Below are 22,617 nucleotides of genomic sequence, written 5' to 3'. Positions count from 1 at the left end.
GGAAAATTAGATCATAAGCCGGTTTGCATGAGAATCAAACCGGCATTAACCACTAGCGCATTTTGCCGCGCAGGGAGTTGGAGTAGGCCTGCAATATGTCCACGTCGACAAATTGACCAATAATACTTTGGTCGGTGCAGGGGAAATTGACCACCCTGTTATTCTCGGTGCGGCCCTGCAATTCACCGGAGTCTTTACGAGAAACCCCCGTTACGAGAATGCGTTGCGTAGTGCCGGCCATTTGGCGACTGATTTGCGCGGCGTTCTGCAAAATGTGGTGTTGCAGAATATCGAGGCGCTCTTTTTTGACTTCTTCGGGGGTTTCGTCTGGCAGCTGGGCCGCGGGGGTGCCGGGACGGGCGCTATAGATAAAACTGAAAGAGTGGTCAAAACCAATATCTTTTATCAGCTGCATGGTCTGCTGGAAGTCTTCATCGGTTTCGCCGGGAAAGCCGATGATGAAGTCAGATGACAAGCTGATGTTAGGGCGTATGGTTTTGAGTTTGGCGATTTTGGCGCGGTATTCGTCGGCGGTGTGGCCGCGTTTCATGGCCGCTAGTATGCGGTCGCTGCCATGCTGCACTGGCAGGTGCAGGTGATCTACCAGTTGCGGTACGGTGGCATAAGCCTGAATCAAGGCCTCGCTAAATTCCACTGGATGGGAGGTGGTGTAGCGTATGCGGTCGATACCGGGAACCTGGGCAACAAAGTGGATAAGCTCGGCAAAATCGACGATATCGTCTTCGTGGTTAATGCCGCGATAGGCATTCACATTTTGGCCCAGTAAATTGACCTCGCGCACGCCCTTGGCGGCCAACTGCGCCACTTCGGCAATAACGTCATCAAAGGGGCGGCTGACTTCTTCGCCACGGGTATAGGGCACCACGCAGAAGGTGCAGTACTTTGAGCAGCCTTCCATAATTGAGACAAAAGCACTGGGTCCGTTGACGCTGGGCTCAGGTAGATTGTCGAATTTTTCAATTTCAGGGAAGGTGACGTCGACAATAATGGGGCCTTTGGGCTTTTTGCTGTCGAGCATGGCGGGCACCCGATGCAGAGTTTGCGGGCCAAAAATAAGGTCGACATAAGGGGCTCGGCGGCCAATATCGCTGCCTTCTTGGCTGGCCACGCAACCGCCAACACCAATGATGAGGTCGGGGTTTTTGGCCTTGAGTTTGCGCCAGCGGCCTAGCTGGTGAAAGACTTTCTCTTGCGCTTTTTCGCGAATTGAGCAGGTATTTAGTAGTAATACATCGGCTTCATTCGGGTCGTCGGTGGGAATCATGCCGTGGCTGACCCCAAGCAAATCCTGAATACGGGACGAATCGTATTCATTCATCTGGCAGCCCTGGGTTTTGATAAACACTTTTTTGGGCTTGGCTGTGGCCGTGCTGGCAATAAGCTCGGGCGCTGCTGGTGTGAGAGACGATTCGCTGGTTTCAGGCATAGGATTAGCTGACGATTTAGGGCCTTAAAGGCCGCAAATAAAATTGGGGAGGCATTATAGCCAAATTGTGGTCTAAAACCCAGAAGTGCAGTGGATTTGACAAATTTATGCTATCATCCGCGGCCCGGTTTTCCGGTGCGATCTCTCGCTAATACAGTGCTGCTAAACGACGGAAAGACTATGCCCCAAGCTCCTATTTATAAAGTTATTTTTAATAATAACAACAAGGTCTATGAACTGTACGCGCGCGCAATTTACCAAAGCGATATGTACGGTTTTATCGAGATCGAGGAGATTGTTTTTGGCGAGCAGAGCCAGATTGTGGTCAATCCTGGCGAGGAAAAGCTCAAAAATGAGTTTCACGGCGTAACGCGTAGCTATATTCCAATGCATGCGATTGTGCGGATTGACGAAGTAGAGAAGGAAGGCGCGGGTAAAATTGTCGATGTGGAAGGTGGTAGCAGTAATGTGCGGCATTTCCCAAGTGCGCCGGGTCGGCCGATTAACCGGACGCCGGATTCTGAGTAGTTAATAAATAGATGTAAAAAAGGGGGCAGCGATTAATCGCTGCCCCCTTTTTATTGTGCGGTCTATTTAACTTAAGCGCTGCCGCACCGAGGCTAATTTCACGCAGTTCACAAATACCGCCATGGCGCGGTCGATCTCTTCCAGGCTGGGTACACTGGGTGCAATGCGGATGTTTTTGTTGTCTGGATCTTTGCCGTAGGGGAAGGTCGCACCGGCTGGTGTTAATTTCACGCCAGCGTCAGCCGCCAATTGAACGACTTCCTTCGCCAAGCCGGGCAAGGTGTCAAAGGAGACGAAATAACCGCCCTGCGGCTCATTCCAGCTCGCCATGCCAGTGTCCGCCAAGCCTTCGCGCAAATGCTTGAGTACAATATCAAAGCGGGGCTTGAGCACGGCGGCGTGGGCGCGCATATGCGCGGCGAGACCCTCGCTGTCTTTCAAAAAGCGAACGTGACGCAGTTGATTGATTTTGTCTGGGCCAATTTGGCTCATACCCAGGTGCTGGCTAAAGGCCTTGAGGTTGCCCTTAGACATGCCGGCAAAAGAGACGCCAGCGCCCGCATAGGTGATTTTCGAGGTTGAGCCAAAAATATAGATGCTGTCTTCGGTGCCGTGGGCGCGGCAGCGGTCCATGATATTGGCCAGTTCTGGCGCGTCGTCGCTGAGGCTGTGAACGGCGTAGGCATTGTCCCAGAACACGCGGAAGTTGCTGCCCGCCAACTTACCGAGCTGGGCGAGCCTGTCAACGACCTGGTCTGAATACACTGTGCCAGTTGGGTTGCTAAAACGCGGCACACACCAAATGCCCTTGATGCTGGGGTCGGCTTTCACTAATTGCTCAACCGCGTCCATATCTGGGCCGTCGTCGTTTAGCGCAACGGGGATAAGCTCGATGCCGAGGTGCTCACACACGCTAAAGTGGCGGTCGTAGCCAGGCACGGGGGCGAGGAATTTAGTGGTCTTACCTTCGCTGGCCCAGCTAGCGCCCAGGGCACCAAAGCCTTGGTTTTGCGCGAACAGCACGGCAAAGTACATCAAGGTCAGGCTGCTATTGCCGCCGATTAAAATCTCGTCATTGGCGACACCGAGTACCTTGGCAAATAGGCGCTTGCACTCGGGAATGCCGTCGAGGCCGCCGTAATTGCGTAAATCGGTATTGCTCTCATTGCTGAGGTCGTCGCCCAGAATGAGGTTCATGGCATCAGATAAGTCGAGCTGCTCGGCGCTGGGTTTGCCCCGGGTAAGATCGAGATTGAGGCCGGAGGCTTTAAACTGCTGATACTCCTGCGCTAGGGTGGTTTCCCATTCGCGTAGCTGCGTTGTAGAAGCTTGGTCGAGTTGCAAAGTCATCACCTTAAATACCTGATCGCGCTGAGCGCGATTAAACGAGTATGGAGTCGGGCGGAGTTGGCTCATGAAGAGCAAACTTGCGGGGCAAAATTATACCTATTTTTTGCTGCTTCCGTCACCCAGATATAAATAAATGCAGGAGACTAACGTCGAGCTTAGGTGCGATTGAGGCTAGCGCTGCGCCCAGAGGCAATCATGCGGAGTTGGTGTAGCTCTTCGATCAGGGCTTGGCTGGCGGAGTAGCTGTAATTGATGCGCGCCAAGCCTTCACTGAGCTCGGTTTCAATATCTTTGCCCATCGCTTTGGCGCGGCGCAGCTCAGACCAGTCGGCGTGAGGCTTGATGTACCAAAGTATATCGTCAACTAATTTCATGCTGCGCCGCAGTGGCGTGCTGTTACTGCCGTGGCGGAGCCAGTGGTATAAGACGATAGTGGTCATTGGCCCGTAGAGCATATTGTCAACGCTGGTGGGGAGTTTGAGCTCTGCGGTTTTTTCGTCGAGCATCTCATGCACTTTGCGGCGCAGCCTAGTTAGGCGTTTTTGGCCAACGTCTGTGCTGAGGTTGCGTTTGTCGTTGAGTTTGATGCTCTGCAACAAGTGTTGGCAGCACTCGTCGACTTGTTTGCGAATCTGGGTAAAGTCGCTAGCGTGGATGTCATTTTTCGCGAGCTTGCGGCTAATGATTTTAAGCGCCCCCTCAAATTGCAGACGCTGGCCATTGTCGGCGTCGTCCCAATGGCTGAGGGCATTCACGATTTGTCGGCACACCTGGCGGGCCGGGTGCAGCGAGTGCAAAAAGCTTTGGCGATCTTGCAGAGCAATACTGCTGACCTGATTTTGCAGGGTATTGAGCCCTGCGAGTATGCTTGGCGACAGTCGGCGGCGATTGCTCAGTTGGTGGAATATGCTGGCGGCGGCCTCGATGAGTTCGTTGTCAGTGACCTCGATAGGTTTGGCAACACTGCTACTTTCGCGGTAGTCATGCAATTTTAACAGTCGCTGCAAGCGCAGCTCTGTTAATGCCCGCTGCTGGGTTGTTAGGTTCTTTTCACTTAATTGGAGTTTGCTGTGGGCAATCCAGTCGGCAAGGTTGTGGGCGTCAATCGGTTTGGGCAAGGTCGCCGCCAAATTGTCATAAAGCTTGCTCAACTCATTTATAAATAGGCCCTGAAACATGGTGAGGGCGTGATGGCGGTGCTGGGTGTCTAAGCGCAGCGGAGTCATTAAGTGCTGAAAACCCGCCAGCAAGGTGATTGGCGCGATGGCGCGGCAAAAATACTGCAATTCAGGCTTTTCTTTCGCAAAGCCGTCGTCGGGCAGTTTTTCTAATTGTTGGGCGAGGCGATCAAGCTCCGGGTAATTACCGGTTTCGTAATCGCGCTTGGTGGTGAAGGCGTGATTGATGTGATCGGCAAATAGGCGAAAGGCTTCGTCCTGTCCGGCCCTGACCGCACGCTGCTGGTCGAGCAATTCATTTTGTTCGCTGCCAGAGTTAGCGGTGAGGGCGCGGCGATGGAAATTATCTTGTAGGCGCTCAAAATAACGGTACAGCTGCTCGCCAAACCACTGTCTTGACTGTGATTTGAGGCGGTCAACGAGTAATCCTGTATCGCTAAGAGGCATGCATTGTCCAAGGCGCTACGTAATAGTGCGTATATCGATGTAATAAAGATATCATATAAATGACATACGAGGACTAAGTTTGAGTGTTATTTGTTCAGGTTTTGACCAGTGTCACGCTTTGCTAGTGCCCAGTTTTAGGGCGCTTCGGCGACAAATGTTGCTCTTTTGGGTGCGGGGTAGCCCTCAATTGTTTTACTTGGATCCTTGGGGTCTAGAAACTCGGATAATGAGTGGAACTGCATCCACTCAGTGCTGCGCTGCTCGTTAATACTGGTTTGATTGACCTCGATCAGGCGAGGGTTTTTAAAGCCCGCCTTCTTCAGCCATGAAGCTAAGCTAGCAGTGCTGGGAATAAACCAAACATTGCCCATTTTGCTGTAACGCCCTTCGGGGACTAAAACGTCACCTAAGCCGCCATCGATTACCAGTGTCTCAAGAACCAGTTGGCCACCACTGCGCAGGGTGTCGCGCAATGCAAATAGATGGTCGAACGGTGAGCGGCGGTGGTAGAGAATGCCCATTGAAAAGGTGGTGTCGAAGGCCTGGAGTTTGGCTGGTAGGTGCTCAATGCCCATGGGGAGGACGGCAACGGCTGGGTCGCCTAGGTATTTTTGCAAGGCAAAATACTGGGTGACGAATAGCGGTGTTGGGTCTATCCCCACCACGAGTTCCGCACCTGCGCCGCGCATCCGCCAGCAGTGATAGCCACTGCCGCAGCCGATGTCGAGAACGCTGCGGCCGTGGAGTGGGGCAATTGAATCCTTAAGACGGTCCCATTTCCAGTCCGAGCGCCACTCTGTATCGATATGCACACCGAACAAGGAGAAGGGCCCTTTGCGCCAAGGGTGCAGCCCCTTTAGGGCTTGTTCCAATGTGCTGCGCTCGAGGTCGCTAATATCGCCAGTGGCGCCAACCCGCGATGAATCTAAGCAGATGCCGCTTGGCGTGAGGTTTGGCAGGGCGGCAAGGGCTTCCTTCCAACGTGGTAGATCGCCATAGCGCGACTCATTCAGCCCATTGTTAATTTGCTCAGGCAATAGCGCAGCCCATTCAGCGAGCTTTGGATTTTGGCTAAGTCGGGAGAGAAATGCGTGGTAATCCATCATTTAATGGCAACCAATGAGGCGAAATTAAAGCATTGGAACCACACGTCGATACTGCTAAAACCAGCCGTTCGCAGACGTTGCTGGTGTTCCGCTAGGGTTTCCGGAACTAACACTTTCTCTATGGCGTTGCGTTTTTGTGCAACTTCTAGCTCGCTATAACCGTTGGCGCGCTTAAATGCGTGATGTAAATCGGTGTTTAAGTCTTGTAAGTGGGCGTCGGCAAATCGAATCTTTTCAGACAGTATCAGAATGCCGCCGGGGCGGATGGCCTCGCTGATTTTGTTAATTAGCGCTGCGCGCTCGGCAGCGGGGACAAACTGTAAAGTGAAGTTTAAAACGACCACCGAGGCGTTGTTGATCTCGGTGTTTTGAATGTTTTCGCAGCGCAGTGTAATTGGCGTGGCGCTATCAGCAATATAGCCGCGACAGCGTTCAATCATTGCCGCTGAGTTGTCTACCCCAATAATATTGCAGTCATGCTTGTTAATTTCCCGCGCCATCGACAAAGTGCTGGCACCTAATGAGCTGCCGAGATCATAGATGTTGCTGCCGGTCTGTGCGTAGCGGCCCGCCATAACTCCGGTCATCGCGATAATCGTTGAATAGCCAGGCACCGAGCGTTGAATCATGTCGGGGAAGACTTCGACGACGTGTTCGTCGAAGGCGAAGCGGCCGAGATTGGCGTGGGGTGTGGCGTAGAGGGTGTCGGGTTTGGTCATGTAGGCTACTGGTGTGGCGTAAGAAAGTGCGATAGTGGGATTTTACCACAGGCTAGTGGGGGTGGTGCTGCGATAGCGCTGAGATTTGATGGTGTTGGCCGGCAGTTATATGTCGGCCAACAACTCGGCTACTCTAAGGAGCTAAAGCTGTTTGAACGACAGTTGCGGTTCCTTTTGAAATAACCCCTTTAGGGGTCTCCACCGTGACGGTAAAAGTGCCGGTTCCAATTTTGGATGAGCTCGGCTTTAATGCAAAGCTGTATGCAATGGCGCCGTCAACGTTCGTTGATAACACTGTTGCTGAACTTTCCCCTGAGATACTACCTTGGTCCGTTGTAACAGATATGGTCGTACCTGCGGGCGGAACTTGGAAGTTCACGTCGCGAACGGTAACGAGCACGCTTGCTCCGGCGTCGATATTTATCGTTGCTGGCGTAACAGTTACATATAGTGAAGAGCCGGACATAACGATGACAATTTCTTCGCGGACAGAGATTGTACTTGCTGTGATTTCGCAATTTTGTGCGCTTGAAATGCAACGTAAGCCATCGTACGTCGAATTTCCGATGATTTCGTCTGGAGTAGAGCGACGGCACTTACCATCATTATTTAAATCTTGAGTGGTACCTGTGTAGTTGCCATCGTTGTTGAAATCTAGGTAGGGTTCATTGGCATCGCGACAGCCATCCTCGTTGTAGTCTATGAATGCTTCAGGGTAATCATCAAAGATTTCGCCATCGTCATAGCTGCCATTTGATGGGGTGGTGTCTTCAAAAGATTCTTCACCAATGGCTGTTGCTAAGATTGTTGCCCGTCCGTTTGCGCGGGGGTTGGCAGACCGAAATATCACAGAACATGTGCCGTTTACTGTTGTGCAGCCGCTATCAATGATGCCACCCTCTGTTGTAAAAGCGATTGCAGTGTCATCTGGTACCGGGTTGTTGAAGCGGTCAGCGGCAAGGATAGTTAGGGTTGTTTCGACGCCGTTGTAGTCCAATCCTTCGATATTTAATGTAGATGCTCCCAATGTGAAGCTGTTTTGATCAATAATTCCAGTGGTATTTAATAATAGGCTGGACTGCGCGCTGATAGTTTTGCCATCTCTTATTGCCGATGCGGTGATGCGTACGGTGGTGGCGACAGTGCCTGAAATAACCGTAGTACTTACGATACCTTCGGAATTGGTGGTTGCGGTTGTGTTAGTTAATCCAATATCACCGGCGGTGGTATTCAACGAAAAATTCACATCGAGGTTTTCTACAGGACCGCCAGCTTCATTTTTAACTTGGAAAGACACGGTAGATTGCTCTGGTAGCGCACCTGTGCCGCGTATACCAATCAGCTTTGGGTCGGCAGATACAAAGGTAATTGAACCTAAGGCGGCGGGAATCGTATCTATCGTCGTTGTCGCGCGATAGTTGGTGCCGTTTAGAGTGGATTGCGCGGTGATAGTGTCGGTGCCGCTGCAGCCACGAGCCGTGTATGTTGCTCTTATAGTGCCTGTGGTGTTACTGACGATATCTTGATCGAAATCGGATAGGTCATCAATGCTGCAGGTTGAGGTAAATAAAACATCAGCGGCATCGGTAATCAATTTATTATCTTGGTCTACGAAGGATACTGCTAACGAGGCGCTTTGACCTGCAGTTAATGATGTCTTGTTTTTGGCTATTGTAGCTACGGTAAAAGTACCAGCAGTATTAAATGAGCCGAAACTCGGTACAACCGTTACGCTAGTGCCGCCTGTGTCTGGGGTTTCAGTCGGTGTGCTGGAATTAACGGGAGATAGTGATGGCCCGTCGCCACTGCCGCCGCCACACGCCGCTAGAAATAGTGCTGTCAATACCAGCAGGCTGGTGCGTAACAAAAGCTTCATAACAGGTGTCCCCTATCTATTGTCTCGTGAGGCGAGTTCTACAAGCCCAAGATTATATTTTTTATCAGTTTAATGCAGTAAGTCTCTAACTATAAACGCATATTAGCTTAATTGTTCCGGTTTTGCGGCAAACTTGTGATGGGAGAGTCAAAAGTGACCTGAGTGCGATAATTTGGGGTGCTGCTTTTGGGATGAATGTTGGCAGTGGGCTGATGAATTAGTAATAATCTTATCGCTGGTTTTATCAGAAACAGGTCAGGGCCTGCCAATGCCCCTTTGGGCTGCGCAATGTATAAAAAGACATACACGGCTTGTTTAAAATACTGGTCGCATTTTATGATCAGAAACAGGCTTGGGCCTGTTTCTGCCCCTTCGGGCGGCATTCGCCGTCTAAAATGCTGTTCGCATTTTATCGAGCCGCGCGGCGGTTCTCATTCACCCTTCTAGAGTGGCGCACTTTTCTTGGGGCATAAAAAAACCACCGTTAGGTGGTTTTTTTTGAATAATGGTAGCAAGGGGCGGATTCGAACCGCCGACCCCAACATTATGAGTGTTGTGCTCTAACCAACTGAGCTACCTTGCCACTGTTCTCTATGCAGAGAAGGCGCGCATTTTCCAAGCTTCAGGCCGCTATGTCAAGCGCTCAATGGCGTGTGTTAGACATTGAAGCGGAAATGGACAACATCACCGTCTTTTACAATGTAATCTTTGCCTTCTAGGCGCCATTTGCCGGCGTCTTTGCTGCCTTGTTCGCCTTTGTATTGAATGTAATCGTCATAGGCGATCACTTCGGCGCGGATGAAGCCTTTTTCAAAGTCGGTGTGAATGACGCCGGCCGATTGTGGCGCGGTGGCGCCAACTGGAATAGTCCACGCGCGAACTTCTTTTACGCCCGCCGTGAAGTAGGTTTGCAGGCCGAGTAGTTGGTAGCCTGCGCGAATAACGCGGTCTAGGCCGGGTTCTTCCATGCCGAGGTCGGTAAGGAATTCGACTTTTTCGTCGTCGTCGAGCTCTGCGATTTCAGATTCTAGTTTGTTGCATATAGGGACAACGATGGCGCCGTCTTCCGCGGCGATGGCGCGTACTACGTCAAGGTGCGGGTTGTTTTCAAAGCCGTCTTCGTTAACGTTGGCGATGTACATCGTGGGTTTGATGGTCAGTAGGTGCAGCGTGCGGGTGCGGGCCATTTCATCGCTGTCCAGTGCCAGTGAGCGCACAGGTTTGCCTTCGTTGAGGTGGGCTAGCAGTTTTTCGAATAGATTTTTAAGTATGGTGGCTTCTTTGTCGCCGCTGCGCGCAACGCGAACGACTTTCTGTAGTTGTTTGTCGATGCTTTCCATGTCTGCCAGTGCGAGCTCGGTATTGATGATGTCGATGTCGGCGGCGGGGTCGATTTTATTGGCAACGTGAATGATGTTGTCGTTGTCGAAGCAGCGCACAACATGGGCAATGGCGTCGGTTTCACGAATATTGGCCAAAAACTTATTGCCCAGACCTTCGCCTTTGGAGGCGCCAGCGACGAGGCCGGCGATGTCGACAAATTCCATGGTGGCGGGCATCACGCGCTCGGGCTTGACGATGGCAGATAGCGCATGGAGGCGCTGATCGGGCACCATAACAATACCGGAGTTGGGTTCGATAGTGCAGAACGGGAAGTTGGCCGCATCAATGCCAGCGTTGGTCAGTGCATTGAAGAGGGTGGACTTGCCGACATTGGGCAGTCCGACGATGCCGCAGTTAAATCCCATTTGATTTTACCCTTGTTTATAGCTGTGTAGTTGATTCATGGCCTTGGCCCAGTCGCCGTTAACGGCGTCGGGGAGGCTGCGCAGGGCTTCGTCGATACAGCGGTCGATGCTGATGCGCTCGTCGGCTGGCGGTTTGCCAAGAACATAGTTTGTGACTTGCGCCGCGCTGCCGGGGTGGCCTATGCCAACCCGCAGGCGGTGGAAATTGTTGTTATTGCCGAGTTGGGCAATGGTATCGCGCAGGCCGTTGTGGCCGCCATGGCCGCCGCCGGTTTTAAAGCGGGCGGTGCCGGGGGCAAGATCCAGCTCGTCGTGGGCGACGAGAATGGCTTCTGCCGGAATTCGGTAAAAATTAGCAAGTGCTGCGATGGCTTGACCGCTGCGATTCATAAAGGTGGTGGGTATTAGCAGACGCAAATCGCCGCCTTGATATTGAATTCTGGCGGTGTCGCCAAAAAACCGAGATTCACTGCTGAGGGTGCAGTGATGTAGGCGTGCTAGTTCTGAAACGAACCAGGCGCCCGCATTGTGACGAGTATCGTGATATTGCGGGCCGGGGTTAGCCAGCCCGACGATCAGTTTTATCGTAGTCAATGGGGCGCCTGTTACTATTGGCCCAGAGGGGCCGTTAGTTTATTGCTTACTCTTCGTCGCTAGCTTCTTCATCGTCAGCGCCGCCGTGCGGAGCGTGGACGTGAACTACTGGGTGATCGTGGTCTTCGCCCAGAGCCAATGCTGTGCTTTCGACGCCCGCCGGCAGTACGATGTCGGAGATGTGAAGAATGGTGCCAGCTTCAACTGCGGCCATGTCTACTTCAATGAACTCAGGCAGATCTTTAGGTAAGCACTGAATCTCAATGTCGGTCATCGCGTGAGTGATGTTGCCGCCAGCAAGCTTAACGCCAACACAAGTGTCTTCGTTGATGAAGTGCAGTGGTACGTGCAGGGTAATTAGCGTGTCCGCATTAACACGCAGGAAATCGGCGTGTAAAACGCGCAATTTAGCTGGGTGACGCTGCAGGTCCTTCAGTATTACTGATTCTTTCTGGCCATCAACATCCAAGGTGAGGATAGAGGTGTAGAAAGCTTCGTCGTTGAGCAATCTGATCAGGTCTTTGTGGATCAGGTTGAGCATTTGTGGTGCTTTTTCGCCACCGTAAACAATAGCAGGAATTTCACCTTCCAGACGACGTAGGCGGCGGCTCGCACCTTTCCCTACATCTGCGCGTACTGTTGCGCTAACTGTGTAATCGCTAGACATATGTGTCTCCTTAATAACGCGAAAACCGCCGACTTGCGACCAGTGCGGCGGTAAATGTCGAAAAACGGTGTTGCTAAACGAAGTGCTTAGCGGAACAGGGCGCTGATCGACTCTTCATTACTGACCCGTCGGATTGACTCGGCCAATAGATTTGCCAGGGTTAGCTGGCGAATTTTGCTACATTTTCTTGCGTCTTCAGACAGCGGAATGGTGTCGGTTACCACCAGTTCGTCTAGCTGAGAGCCATTGATATTGGCAATGGCGGCGCCGGATAATACAGGATGTGTACAGTAAGCGACAACTTTTGCCGCGCCATGCTGTTTTAAGGCTTCAGCTGCTTTGCATAAAGTTCCGGCAGTATCGACCATATCGTCGACTAATATGCAGGTTTTGCCCTCAACTTCGCCGATTATGTGCATAACCTGGGCAATGCCGGCGGCGGGGCGGCGCTTGTCGATAATTGCGAGGTCAGCGTCGTCTAGCTGCTTGGCAACAGCGCGGGCGCGCACTACGCCACCGATATCTGGCGATACCACCATTTGATTCTCGTATTGTTGGCGACTGATGTCGTCGAGTAACACGGGTGAGCCGTAAACATTGTCTACTGGTACGTCAAAAAAGCCCTGAATCTGTTCGGCGTGCAGGTCAACAGTAAGTACTCTGTTGATGCCAACGCCGCTCATCATGTCGGCAACCACTTTGGCTGAAATCGGCACGCGCTGTGAGCGCACGCGGCGATCTTGGCGAGCGTAGCCAAAATAAGGGACAACGGCGGTGATGCGGCCGGCAGAGGCTCTGCGCATGGCATCGGCCATGACGATGAGTTCCATTAGATTGTCGTTGGTTGGTGCGCAGGTGGGTTGCAGTAAAAATACGTCGGCGCCACGGACATTCTCGTTTACTTCGACGAAAATCTCGCCATCACTGAACTTGCCTACGACTGCGTCGCCGAGTGGTAGGTGCAGGTGCTCGGCAATTTTACGAGCAAGTTCGGGGTTGGCATTGCCGGTGAAGACCATCATCTTGGGCACGGTCGGCGTCCTGTAGGGCTGGTGTTAATGAATTTCAGGTGGTGTGCGTTGCCAATTTATCGCAATTGACCGGCTCTCAGTGCCTGTACTTTATGATGTAAATAGCTCAGGTAGCTGATTTGAAGCTACAAGCCGCTTTACGCGGCGAGTTTTAAAATGGCTGGGGTGGTAGGACTCGAACCTACGAATGCTGAGATCAAAACCCAGTGCCTTACCACTTGGCGACACCCCAATTAAACTTTTCAGGCTTATGCTACAGAATGCCCAATGCTTTATGCAGTGGCGAGGTGTTCACACCTCGGGCAACAAAACCGTCAATATTATTCGGTCGCTGCGCGCAAACTGCCTCGGCAGTTGCCTGATCTTGAAAGCTGGCAAACACGCACGCGCCTGTTCCGGTCAGCTTTGCGGGAGAGAATTGATTCAGCCAAATCAAAGCCTTATCAACATTTGGATACAGTTTTCGAACCAGTGGTTCGCAACTATTTCCGTTACCTCCCTCAAGAAAGGCGGCTATTTTGATCGGTGAGCTGTGGCGTGTCAATTGTTCATGACAAAAAATTTCTACAGTGGACACATGACAGTCTGGTTTTAGCACCACAAACCAGCTTTCTGGTGTTTCTATGGGGCTAAGTTTTTCGCCTATTCCCTCCGCCCAGGCCGTCTTGCCGTGGACAAAAACAGGTACGTCGGCGCCAAGTTTCAAGCCGATTTCGCCAAGTTGCGTCAAATTTAGCTTTAGACCCCACAGGGCGTTAAGACCCACTAGTGCGCTTGCGGCATCTGAGCTGCCGCCCCCAATACCCCCGCCCATGGGTAGGCGCTTAATGAGCGAGAGGTTGGCGCCGAGGCGTTTATGGGGGTGGAGCGCCTGTAATTGCCGCGCCGCACGCATTATTAAGTTGTCTTCACTGGCGACGCCGTCGAGTTCGGGGTGCAGGCAAAGTTGGTCGTCGTCGCGGCGAGTAAGTCGCAAACTATCGCCGTAATCGAGCAGTTGGAAAACGGTTTGCAGTTCGTGATAGCCGTCGGCGCGGCGGCCGGTGATATTCAGAAATAAATTTATTTTTGCGGGGCAGGGCAGCTCTATTGTCGTCATTGTGGCGTACACGTGCCGGTTTGTTCGCTCCAATCGCGAATAATTAGGGTTAGGCGGGTGTCTGCCGACTTGGCTTCAACCCGTTCCGGCAGCGTTTGGTCGGGCTCGCTGTAGCGATAACGTATGGTCCAGCCGGCTTGTTCGAGTTCTTCAAGTTGGCCGCGCGTATTTATTCGGCTGCGCAACTCGAGTTGCGGCGCGGCGCGACCTCGTACCCACAGGCGTAGAGCGTCAACCGGCAGGGGCCATTGCGCTTGTGCAGCGAGGCTTTCGATGCTCGCGGCGCGACGGGTTTCGCCGTTTTGGCTAAGACTGGCGCCATCGCTGTCAGCAAATAGTTCAATGGCGCCACTGCCGAGTGGGCCGCTGAGGCGGATGTGCATGCTGTCGGTGCTGCATTGCTTCCAGTCGATGGTGGCGCTTTCTTTTTTGTCGCCGTGCCAAAGGCCTATTTTGCCCTTTAGTTGCCATTGCTCGGCGCTATTATCTTGGTAGCGCTCGGGGCTGGCGGCGCAGCCCGTCAATATTATGAGTGCAGCGATGACGGCGAGCTTAGTCTGAGTAAGCGCTGTTTTCGGTAATCTAGTCATTAAGTAACTTCAGTCTGCGCAGAGTGTCAAAAATAATTGGGCTGTTTGGGGTGTCTTTAAGGCCGGCCTTCCACACGGTTTTCGCGCGCTGCTCATCGCCGCTGTTCCAGAGGGCTTCGCCAAAGTGAGCGGCAATTTCGTGATCCTGGCTTTTGCTATAGGCCTTTTCTAGTACTTTCACTGCGCCGTCAATATTGCCTTTGAGAAACAGTATCCAGCCGTAGCTGTCGATAATGGCCGCGTCTTCGGGTTCGATAAGGAGGGCGCGCTTAACGAGGGTTTCGGCCTCATCAAGCCGGGAGCTGAGGTTGGCCAAACTGTAGCCGAGGGCATTTAGCGCCGTCGCATTCTCTGGATCGCGAGCAATAATGTGCCTGAGGTCGGTTTCGACGCCATCGAGGTTGCCGAGTTTCTCGCTAAACAGGGAGCGGGCGTAGCGCAGCTGTTCGTCATCGGGCGTGGTTGCTAGGGCGCTGCTCAGTAGATCGTAGCCGCGTTGATACTGGGTCTCTTTGCGCAGTATTTCCGCTTCCAGTAAGTAAATTAGGCTGCTGTGTTCAGGCATGCGTAAGCGCAGGGATTGTAAGCGCTCCAGGGTTTTTTCGGCGCCGTCGATGCTTAATGAGATACTGGCCAGACGCTGACTGGCAGGATTGAACTCGGGGTTGGTAACGGCTTGCTCATAGTGGGCAATGGCTTCGGGCCAGTTGCGGTCTTCTTCGGCTAGACGGCCGAGTACGTAGTGGGCGCGACTGCTGTGGGCGGGGGTGTCGCTAAGGGATTCAAGCTGTTGGGCAGCCTCGTCGGTATTGCTGAGTTCGCGATTGATCAGCATGAGCTCTAGTAGCAGGTCGTTGTCGTCAGGATTTTGCCTAACCAGTAGCTCGTATTGCGCCTTGGCTTGGTAGAGGTCGGTTTTCACCAGGCGTCGGGCGAGGTCGTGGCGGAGGCGCTTGTGGTTGGGGTTTTGGTCTACCGCGTAGCGCAGGCGGGTCAGCGCTTCATCGTCTCGCCCTAACTGGGCTAGGGTGCGTGTTTCAATGAGCAGGGCGTGGGGGTTGTCTGGCTCGTCGATGAGTACCTGTTGAATAAGCGCTAGGGCTGCGGTCTCTTGCTGCTGATACTGGAGCATAAGTGCTTTGGCAATCTTGAGGGAGTTTTCCCCTGGGTAGCGGTCTAGCTGGGTATTTAGTTGTTGCAAGAAGGTGCTTTGTTCCGCTTCGGAGCGAGAGAGAACGGTGGCGGCCAAGGCCGCGAAGTTACTTTCGCCTCCTAATTCCATGACCTTGGCCATGTGCGGGAATGCGTCCAAGGGGCGTTGGCTGCGCGACAGTGACGAAGCCAATATATAGTGGGCTTCGGCGCTTTCTGGCTCGAATTGTAACCACTGTTGCGCGTATTTTTGGGCCACTTGATCGCGGTTTAGGTATTGCGCGAGTCGAGCTGTGGTGGTGATGACACCGCGATCGCTAGTTTTATCGGCTTGGTAGCTGTAGTTGTCCAGTGCGGTGTCTAGGTCGTGGTAGCGCAGGGCTACTTCGGCAACGAGGAGGTCGAAAAACGTGTCCTCGGGGAAGGGGCGCAGGGGCTTTTCGCTGACCGTTGGGCGGGCCTCTTCCGAAGGGCTTGTCTCAGGCTCAGATACTAGGCTGGCGCAGCCGCTCAGTAGCATCAATGTGAATAACAGGCTTGGTAAGACAGAACGCATAAATAGTGATCACCGAGGTTTTGATGGCCAATGTTAGCATGGCTCTTGCTTATGGGTTAGGGCTATAAGTTAGGACAATTGACGGCAAGTTTAATTCGCCGATCAACAATGTTTGGCTCAAGGTGGGAATAAAATCCACATTTGGCCTTCATCTTGCTAAAATTCACCCTTGCTCCCGCGTTAAACGGAAAGTCAGGCGTCCCATATTTCATGAATCTGCTCGTAATCGGCATTAACCACAACTCGGCCCCGGTCGCGGTGCGCGAGCGCGTGGCGTTTGTGCCTGAGCAAATGCCACTCGCGCTGCGTGATGCGCTTACGTGTATTGGTGTATCTGAGTTGGCAATTCTCTCGACCTGTAATCGCACGGAATTATATGGGGTGCTCAATGACGCTGCCGATGCCACCGTCCATAGTATGGTGGACTGGTTGGCGGGTTATCATCGTATTGATCGCGCTGAGTTAGCCGCCTGTATCTACGATTGTCGTGGCCAAGATGCCCTAAAGCATATGATGGAAGTGGCCGCGGGTCTCGACTCCATGGTGCTCGGGGAGCCCCAGATTCTAGGCCAGATGAAGACCGCCTACGCCCAAGCGGTTGAGGCTGGCACCGCCAATGGCGCCTTGCATCGCACCTTTGCCCAAGTGTTTTCGGTCGCCAAGCGGGTGCGCACCGATACGGGTATTGGTGAAAACCCAGTGTCGGTGGCGTATGCGGCAGTAAATCTCACTCAGCATGTGTTTTCCTCGCTGAGCAGTTGTACTGCACTATTGATTGGCGCGGGCGAAACCATCGAACTAGTAGCCCGCCATCTTCAAGACAAGGGCGTAAAACGTATTATTATTGCCAATCGAACCTTAGACCGGGCGCGGCTTTTAGCCGAGCAGTTTAATGGCGAGGCAGTGATGTTGTCTGATATGCCGAAATATTTGGTCGATGCCGATATTGTGGTGGCGTCGACGGCTAGCCAATTGCCTATTCTCGGTAAAGGTGCGGTGGAAGTTGCACTGAAAAAGCGTAAACATCGGCCCATGGTCATGGTTGATATCGCCGTACCGAGGGATATTGAGCCGCAGGTCGCCGAGCTGGCCGATGTCTATTTATACACGGTAGATGATTTACGCGAAATCGTTGAAGAGAATAAGCGCGCCAGACAAAGTGAAGCCCATAAGGCTGGCGATATTATTGCAAAGGCTTTGCTCGAGTGGCAGACGCAACTTCGCGCTTTAGATGCGGTTGATACAGTGCGAGATTATCGCGCCAAAGCGGAAGAGTATCGCGATGCCGAGTTAGAGCGCGCCTTGCGGCAATTGGCCAAGGGTGACGATGCCGAGCAAGTGCTAGAGCAATTGGCTCGGGGCTTGACCAATAAATTACTACATAGCCCTACAACCCAAATAAAAGCGGCGGGCGCGAAAGGTCGAGCTGACCTCGTCCACTGGGCGCGGGAGTTATTTCAGCTTAAAGACAGCGACTCCTAAGCCACCCCATACCTTAATTAAGTGAGTAAATATGAAGGCCTCCCTTGTCAGCAAACTCGACAATTTACTTGATCGCTACGAAGAGATCGGCGCCCTGCTGAGCGACCCAGAAATTATTGGCAATCAAGATCGCTTTCGCGGTCTGTCGCAGGAATACGCAGAAATAGAGTCGGTGGTGCAAAGCTATGGGCACTACCGTCAAGTTGCTGAAGATTTGGCTGAAGCCACCGCTATGTTGAGCGAAGACGATGCCGATATGCGGGAAATGGCTGAAGACGAAGTTAAGGCAGCAAAAGCCAAATTAGAAACCTTGGAAGTAGAACTGCAAACCTTGCTGCTGCCCAAAGACCCGAATGACTCCCATAACGTGTTTTTGGAAATTCGCGCCGGTACCGGTGGCGACGAAGCGGCTATTTTTGCCGGGGACCTGTTTCGTATGTACTCCCGTTACGCCGAGCGCAAGGGCTGGCGTGTTGAGGTGCTGAGCGAGCGCCAAGGTGAACACGGCGGCTACAAAGAAATTATTAGTCGGGTGGCGGGCCAAGAGGTGTATGGTCATCTCAAATTTGAGTCTGGTGCCCACCGCGTGCAGCGCGTACCCGAAACCGAATCCCAGGGGCGTATTCATACCTCGGCCTGCACGGTGGCGGTGATGGCTGAGCCGGAAGAAGCCGATGAAATATTAATCAATAAAGGTGATCTGCGCATCGACACCTTTCGCTCGAGCGGCGCTGGTGGTCAGCACGTTAATACCACGGATTCGGCGGTGCGTATTGTTCACATTCCTACCGGTATTGTGGTGGAGTGTCAGGACGAGCGCTCGCAGCATAAAAACAAGGCGCGGGCGATGTCCTTGTTAACAGCAAAAGTGAACGATGCCGCGAATAGCAAAAATCTGGCGGAGCAGGCGACCGAGCGCCGCAACTTGGTCGGCAGTGGCGACCGCTCTGAGCGTATTCGCACGTATAATTTTCCTCAGGGCCGGGTAACTGATCACCGTATTAACCTTACGCTGTATAAACTAGACGAATTCGTACAGGGCGAGGTCGATCATATTATTTCGCCGCTGCGCCAAGAATACCAAGCCGATCTCTTGGCGGCGCTGGCGGAATAATGTCGAGCCTCAGCATTGCTGACGCCCTCGCGTATCGCGGACAATTAGCGGCGCTGAGTGACAGCGCCGACCTCGATACGGCACTCCTGCTTTGCCACTGCCTAAACAAGCCCCGCAGTTATTTATACAGCTGGCCGGAGCGGGAGTTGACGGCGACGGAGCAGGCGCAATTTCAAGGTCTGTTTACACGGCGTCTGGCTGGCGAACCAATCGCTCATATTTTGGGGTATCGTGACTTTTGGTCGCTGCCGCTGGCCGTGTCCCCCGCCAGTTTGATTCCCCGTCCGGATACCGAGTGCTTGGTTGAGCGTGCGCTTGAAATAATAATTAGTCAGGACAAACCACAGATTCTCGATTTAGGCACTGGCACCGGCGCAATTGCCTTGGCGCTGGCCTCGGAGCGGGCCGATGCCGCCGTTTTGGGTTTGGATTATGTTGCGGAAGCAGTGGCCTTGGCGGAATCAAATCGTGTTGCACTTGGCCTGAGTAATGTGTGCTTTCTGCAGTCCGACTGGTTTGCTGCCATCGATGCCACGCAATATCAATTGATTGTCAGTAACCCGCCCTATATCGACCCCGATGATCCGCACTTGCTTGAAGGCGACGTGCGTTTTGAACCGCGCTCGGCCCTGGTTGCGGCGGATAGCGGCATGGCGGATCTCAAACATATTATTAGCCAAGCGCCGAGCTATTTGGCCGAGGGTGGGGTGCTGTTGTTGGAACACGGTTTTCAACAAGCTGCAGCGGTGCGCGAGGTGCTGAGCGAGCGCGGTTTTAGTAATGTTGAATCCCGTCGTGACTACGGCGGTAATGAACGAATTAGCTGGGGAGTCTGGCGTAATGAATGACGAACAATTGCTGCGCTATAGTCGTCATATTTTATTGCCAGGTTTGGATGTCGACGGCCAAGAGGCCCTACTGGCTAGCCGTGTGCTTATCGTTGGCATGGGCGGCTTGGGTTGCCCAGTTGCCCTGTACTTAGCAGCCTCGGGGGTGGGCGAGCTGCATCTGGCCGATGATGACACCGTTGATTTAAGCAATTTGCAACGCCAGATCGCCCATGGCAGCAGTGATATTGGCCGCTTAAAAGTCGACTCAGTGGCCGCCAGCATTAGCGCGATAAATAGCGACACTAGATTGTTGAATTACCCAGTGCGACTGAGTGGTGACGCGTTGCTGAAGGCGGTGGCCGAGGTCGATCTTGTGGTGGATGCCAGCGATAACTTCACTACTCGCTTTGCCTTGAACCAAGCCTGTTATAGCGCGCGTAAACCTTTGGTTTCCGGCGCGGCCATTCGCGGTGAAGGGCAGTTGAGTGTGTTTGATTTTCGCCGCGACAACTCTCCCTGCTATCGTTGCCTCTACCACGAGGCCGATGACGCGGCGCTCAATTGTTCAGAGAGTGGGGTGCTCGCGCCTGTCGTGGGCATTATTGGCAGCATGCAGGCGCTGGAGGCGCTCAAGTGCTTGTCGGGTTTGGGTGAGCCTTTGGTGGGACGTTTACTGCTGATCGACGGCATTAATATGGAGCTGAGGCAATTAAATCTCCGCCCAGACCCGGCCTGCCCGGTGTGCAGTTTGGCGCGCACCTAGTTATACTTTTGATCAGTACCATCTAAATAATTATAAAAAAGAGGGATGATTATGGCTTTGCTCTTCAGGGCGTATTACGGCGTACACGATTTCTTTTTTGGTATATTGGGGAAACTGGACGGCTTGGCGCCGCTGCTGATTCGCTTGTACTTGGCACCGGTCATGATCGCCGCAGGCTTATATAAATTTCGCCATCTCGACGCAACTGCCCAGTGGCTAGGGAGCGGCCTTGGATTGCCAGAACCAGAGCTACTCGCGCAATTGCTCACCTATACCGAGTTGCTGGGTGGTTTTTTACTGCTGTTTGGACTGGCTGTGCGCTGGGTAAGCATTCCCCTAATGGTGGTCATGTTGGTGGCGGCAATCACCGTACATTGGGATAACGGCTGGTTTGCGATCGCCCCCGCTGACCCTGCCACCAGTACCGCCAAACCCTTGGCCGATTTGGGTTTGCCTGCGGCGCGCGCCAGTTTGGAAAATAGCCAGGCGGTTGGCGATAGGCTTGACCGAGCGGCAGATATTCTTAGCGAGCACGGTAACTACGTTTGGTTAACGGAAAAAGGCAATATCGCCGTGCTCAACAATGGTATTGAGTTTGCCGCGACGTATTTTATTATGCTGCTTAGTTTACTGTTTAGTGGCGGCGGGCGGTGGTTTAGCGCGGACTATTATCTTGATCGGCAGGCGCGGGCACGCATTGTGGCGAGTAATGAGGCAAGGGCTGCAGCAACGCGGCTGGCGGAAGAGCCTGTAGCAGTGCCGTATCAGAATGCGATATCGGAGCCGCCGGCTGCGGAGGCACCATTAAAACCGCCGCTTACAGAGCAAGTTATATCATCATCGCCGCCTCCCTTAGAACAGCAAAAAGTAGACGTAGCTGATTCGCAAACGTCGATAAAGTAAAAAATAACAGGCGGCAATGGCATTTGGGCGTCTTACCAGAGAATGGTGCTAGAATGGCTGATTATTGCGCAATTTAAGAAGAGTGAATTTTGTTAAAAAAGTTATTTGGCTCAGGTAAAGTATCGTCAACGCCAGAACAGGCTGCGGTTGCAGACAGGCAGGGCGCGGAAGCTGTTTCTGCAAGCAAGCGCTCGCCACGAGGTCGCAGTGGAGCCGAAAAGCAAAAGCCAGCTGAGCCGGAGTGGACCCTAGACGAATTCCCGGTGCCGGCCGAAGAAGGCAAAACGCGTTTTCATGACTTGGGCCTTGATTTGAGCTTAATGCACGGCATTGCCGATACTGGTTTTAAGTACTGCTCGCCCATCCAAGCGGTGTCATTACCTCACACCCTGCGGGGCAATGATGTGATCGGTAAGGCCCAAACGGGCACCGGCAAAACCGCTGCGTTTTTGATTACTATTTTTAATGATCTGCTGAATAACCCCATAGAAGAAGAGCGCTTTGCCGGTGAGCCGCGCGCCTTGGTTATTGCCCCAACTCGTGAATTAGTGGTGCAAATTGGTGAAGACGCGCGAGCTCTCGGTAAGTACTGCGGTTTAAACGTAGTGACCCTGATTGGCGGTATGGATTACCAGAAACAGCAGGATAAATTAAAGGGTATGGTCGATATTGTGGTGGCAACGCCCGGTCGCCTACTCGACTTTGAAGGCCGTAAAGATCTGTATCTGGACCAAATTGAAATTTTGGTGATAGACGAAGCCGACCGTATGTTAGATATGGGCTTTATTCCCCAGGTTAAACGGATAGTGCGGGCCACGCCCAGTACCAATCATCGCCAAACCTTACTGTTCAGCGCCACCTTTACCGACGATATTATGCGGCTCACTGAACAGTGGACCAAAGAGCCGGTTAAAATCGAAATCGAACCCGAGAGTGTGGCGACGGACACGGTTGACCAAAAAGTGTATTTGGTTGAATCTCAAGATAAATACCGTTTGTTGCTGAATATTGTCCGTGAAGAGCATGCAACCAGCGTCATTATTTTTGTTAATCGCCGGGATGAAACCCGTCGTTTATTTGAGAAAATGCAGAAGGCGGGAATTCGCTGCGGGATCCTGTCTGGCGAAATTCCCCAAAACAAACGCTCACGGACCTTGCAGCAATTTAAAGACGGCGAAATTGACTGTTTGGTGGCCACCGATGTGGCGGGGCGCGGCATTCACGTCAACGGTGTTAGTCACGTCATTAACTATGTGTTGCCCGAAGATGCCGAGGATTACGTGCATCGGATTGGGCGCACTGGCCGAGCTGGCGCAACCGGCACCTCGATTAGCTTCGCCTGTGAAGACGATGCCTTCTTGCTGCCCAATATGGAAGAGGCCTTGGGTATGAAATTACCGTGTATCCGCCCCCCTGAGCATCTTTTACGTTAATTTC

At 52.8% G+C, this 22,617-nt stretch carries 20 protein-coding genes and 2 tRNA genes; 7 read left to right on the top strand and 15 right to left on the bottom strand.

Going from position 1 to position 22,617, the window contains the following annotated elements; all coding sequences use genetic code 11:
- Window positions 1-52: 52 nt before the first annotated feature.
- Complete coding sequence (miaB, locus tag HNQ57_RS12185; protein WP_184463326.1) at window positions 53-1,447, bottom strand: tRNA (N6-isopentenyl adenosine(37)-C2)-methylthiotransferase MiaB; 1,395 nt, start codon at window positions 1,445-1,447, stop codon at window positions 53-55.
- A gap of 180 nt (window positions 1,448-1,627) precedes the next feature.
- Here miaB and HNQ57_RS12180 point away from each other — a divergent pair, with 180 nt between their 5' ends.
- Window positions 1,628-1,975 carry a DUF1820 family protein gene (locus HNQ57_RS12180; protein ID WP_008251707.1) on the top strand — a complete coding sequence of 116 codons (348 nt, stop codon included), beginning with the start codon at window positions 1,628-1,630 and terminating at the stop codon, window positions 1,973-1,975.
- A gap of 66 nt (window positions 1,976-2,041) precedes the next feature.
- On the opposite strand, the gene HNQ57_RS12175 is transcribed toward HNQ57_RS12180, so the two are convergent.
- The 14 genes from HNQ57_RS12175 to HNQ57_RS12110 form a co-directional block, all read right to left on the bottom strand.
- Complete coding sequence (locus HNQ57_RS12175; RefSeq protein WP_184463612.1) at window positions 2,042-3,319, bottom strand: aspartate aminotransferase type Ic; 1,278 nt, start codon at window positions 3,317-3,319, stop codon at window positions 2,042-2,044.
- 161 nt (window positions 3,320-3,480) lie between these two features.
- Entirely contained in the window at window positions 3,481-4,950 is a 1,470-nt protein-coding gene (locus tag HNQ57_RS12170) for a DUF1631 family protein (RefSeq protein ID WP_184463324.1), read from the bottom strand.
- A gap of 134 nt (window positions 4,951-5,084) precedes the next feature.
- A complete protein-coding gene (gene cmoB / locus HNQ57_RS12165; RefSeq protein WP_184463322.1) occupies window positions 5,085-6,056 on the bottom strand; it encodes a tRNA 5-methoxyuridine(34)/uridine 5-oxyacetic acid(34) synthase CmoB in 972 nt (323 codons plus the stop codon).
- Window positions 6,053-6,775 (bottom strand): carboxy-S-adenosyl-L-methionine synthase CmoA, encoded by a 723-nt coding sequence (gene cmoA / locus HNQ57_RS12160; RefSeq protein WP_184463320.1) that lies wholly within the window; start codon window positions 6,773-6,775, stop codon window positions 6,053-6,055. The genes cmoB and cmoA overlap by 4 nt, the downstream gene beginning before the upstream one ends.
- A gap of 133 nt (window positions 6,776-6,908) precedes the next feature.
- The gene (locus HNQ57_RS12155) at window positions 6,909-8,651 is read right to left on the bottom strand and encodes an Ig-like domain-containing protein (RefSeq protein ID WP_184463318.1); all 1,743 of its coding nucleotides are present in this window, start codon (window positions 8,649-8,651) and stop codon (window positions 6,909-6,911) included.
- Between the two features lie 506 nt (window positions 8,652-9,157).
- A tRNA-Met gene (locus HNQ57_RS12150) sits at window positions 9,158-9,234 on the bottom strand.
- A gap of 73 nt (window positions 9,235-9,307) precedes the next feature.
- On the bottom strand, window positions 9,308-10,399 hold the full coding sequence (gene ychF, locus HNQ57_RS12145) for a redox-regulated ATPase YchF (RefSeq protein ID WP_184463317.1): 1,092 nt from the start codon (window positions 10,397-10,399) through the stop codon (window positions 9,308-9,310).
- Between the two features lie 6 nt (window positions 10,400-10,405).
- Entirely contained in the window at window positions 10,406-10,993 is a 588-nt protein-coding gene (gene pth / locus HNQ57_RS12140; protein WP_184463315.1) for an aminoacyl-tRNA hydrolase, read from the bottom strand.
- A 46-nt stretch (window positions 10,994-11,039) separates the two neighbouring features.
- Entirely contained in the window at window positions 11,040-11,660 is a 621-nt protein-coding gene (locus tag HNQ57_RS12135; protein ID WP_184463313.1) for a 50S ribosomal protein L25/general stress protein Ctc, read from the bottom strand.
- Between the two features lie 86 nt (window positions 11,661-11,746).
- The gene (locus HNQ57_RS12130) at window positions 11,747-12,679 is read right to left on the bottom strand and encodes a ribose-phosphate pyrophosphokinase (protein WP_040804160.1); all 933 of its coding nucleotides are present in this window, start codon (window positions 12,677-12,679) and stop codon (window positions 11,747-11,749) included.
- Between the two features lie 169 nt (window positions 12,680-12,848).
- Window positions 12,849-12,923: transfer RNA gene (locus HNQ57_RS12125), tRNA-Gln, on the bottom strand.
- 21 nt (window positions 12,924-12,944) lie between these two features.
- On the bottom strand, window positions 12,945-13,790 hold the full coding sequence (gene ispE, locus HNQ57_RS12120; RefSeq protein WP_184463311.1) for a 4-(cytidine 5'-diphospho)-2-C-methyl-D-erythritol kinase: 846 nt from the start codon (window positions 13,788-13,790) through the stop codon (window positions 12,945-12,947).
- Window positions 13,787-14,380, bottom strand: coding sequence for a lipoprotein insertase outer membrane protein LolB (gene lolB, locus HNQ57_RS12115; protein WP_184463309.1), 594 nt, complete (start codon window positions 14,378-14,380; stop codon window positions 13,787-13,789). Before lolB ends, ispE begins: the two co-directional genes overlap by 4 nt.
- Entirely contained in the window at window positions 14,373-16,088 is a 1,716-nt protein-coding gene (locus tag HNQ57_RS12110) for a tetratricopeptide repeat protein (protein WP_184463307.1), read from the bottom strand. Before HNQ57_RS12110 ends, lolB begins: the two co-directional genes overlap by 8 nt.
- 210 nt (window positions 16,089-16,298) lie before the next feature.
- Between HNQ57_RS12110 and hemA the strand changes: the two genes are divergently transcribed.
- The 6 genes from hemA (at window position 16,299) to rhlB (ending at window position 22,613) form a co-directional block, all read left to right on the top strand.
- Window positions 16,299-17,570, top strand: a complete 1,272-nt coding sequence (gene hemA, locus HNQ57_RS12105; protein ID WP_184463305.1) for a glutamyl-tRNA reductase — start codon at window positions 16,299-16,301, stop codon at window positions 17,568-17,570.
- Window positions 17,571-17,601: 31 nt separating this feature from the next.
- A complete protein-coding gene (gene prfA, locus HNQ57_RS12100; RefSeq protein ID WP_184463303.1) occupies window positions 17,602-18,684 on the top strand; it encodes a peptide chain release factor 1 in 1,083 nt (360 codons plus the stop codon).
- Window positions 18,684-19,532 carry a peptide chain release factor N(5)-glutamine methyltransferase gene (gene prmC / locus HNQ57_RS12095; protein WP_184463301.1) on the top strand — a complete coding sequence of 283 codons (849 nt, stop codon included), beginning with the start codon at window positions 18,684-18,686 and terminating at the stop codon, window positions 19,530-19,532. Before prfA ends, prmC begins: the two co-directional genes overlap by 1 nt.
- On the top strand, window positions 19,525-20,277 hold the full coding sequence (locus HNQ57_RS12090; protein ID WP_184463299.1) for a HesA/MoeB/ThiF family protein: 753 nt from the start codon (window positions 19,525-19,527) through the stop codon (window positions 20,275-20,277). The genes prmC and HNQ57_RS12090 overlap by 8 nt, the downstream gene beginning before the upstream one ends.
- 51 nt (window positions 20,278-20,328) lie before the next feature.
- Complete coding sequence (locus tag HNQ57_RS12085) at window positions 20,329-21,180, top strand: HvfX family Cu-binding RiPP maturation protein (RefSeq protein ID WP_184463297.1); 852 nt, start codon at window positions 20,329-20,331, stop codon at window positions 21,178-21,180.
- Between the two features lie 89 nt (window positions 21,181-21,269).
- A complete protein-coding gene (gene rhlB, locus HNQ57_RS12080) occupies window positions 21,270-22,613 on the top strand; it encodes an ATP-dependent RNA helicase RhlB (protein ID WP_184463295.1) in 1,344 nt (447 codons plus the stop codon).
- The last annotated feature ends 4 nt before the right edge of the window (window positions 22,614-22,617 follow it).

The organism is Zhongshania antarctica (genome assembly GCF_014202945.1).
Taxonomy (GTDB): Bacteria; Pseudomonadota; Gammaproteobacteria; order Pseudomonadales; family Spongiibacteraceae; genus Spongiibacter; species Spongiibacter antarcticus.
The sequence above is the reverse complement of the archived record's forward strand: the minus strand, read 5'-3'. Positions and strand labels throughout refer to the sequence as shown.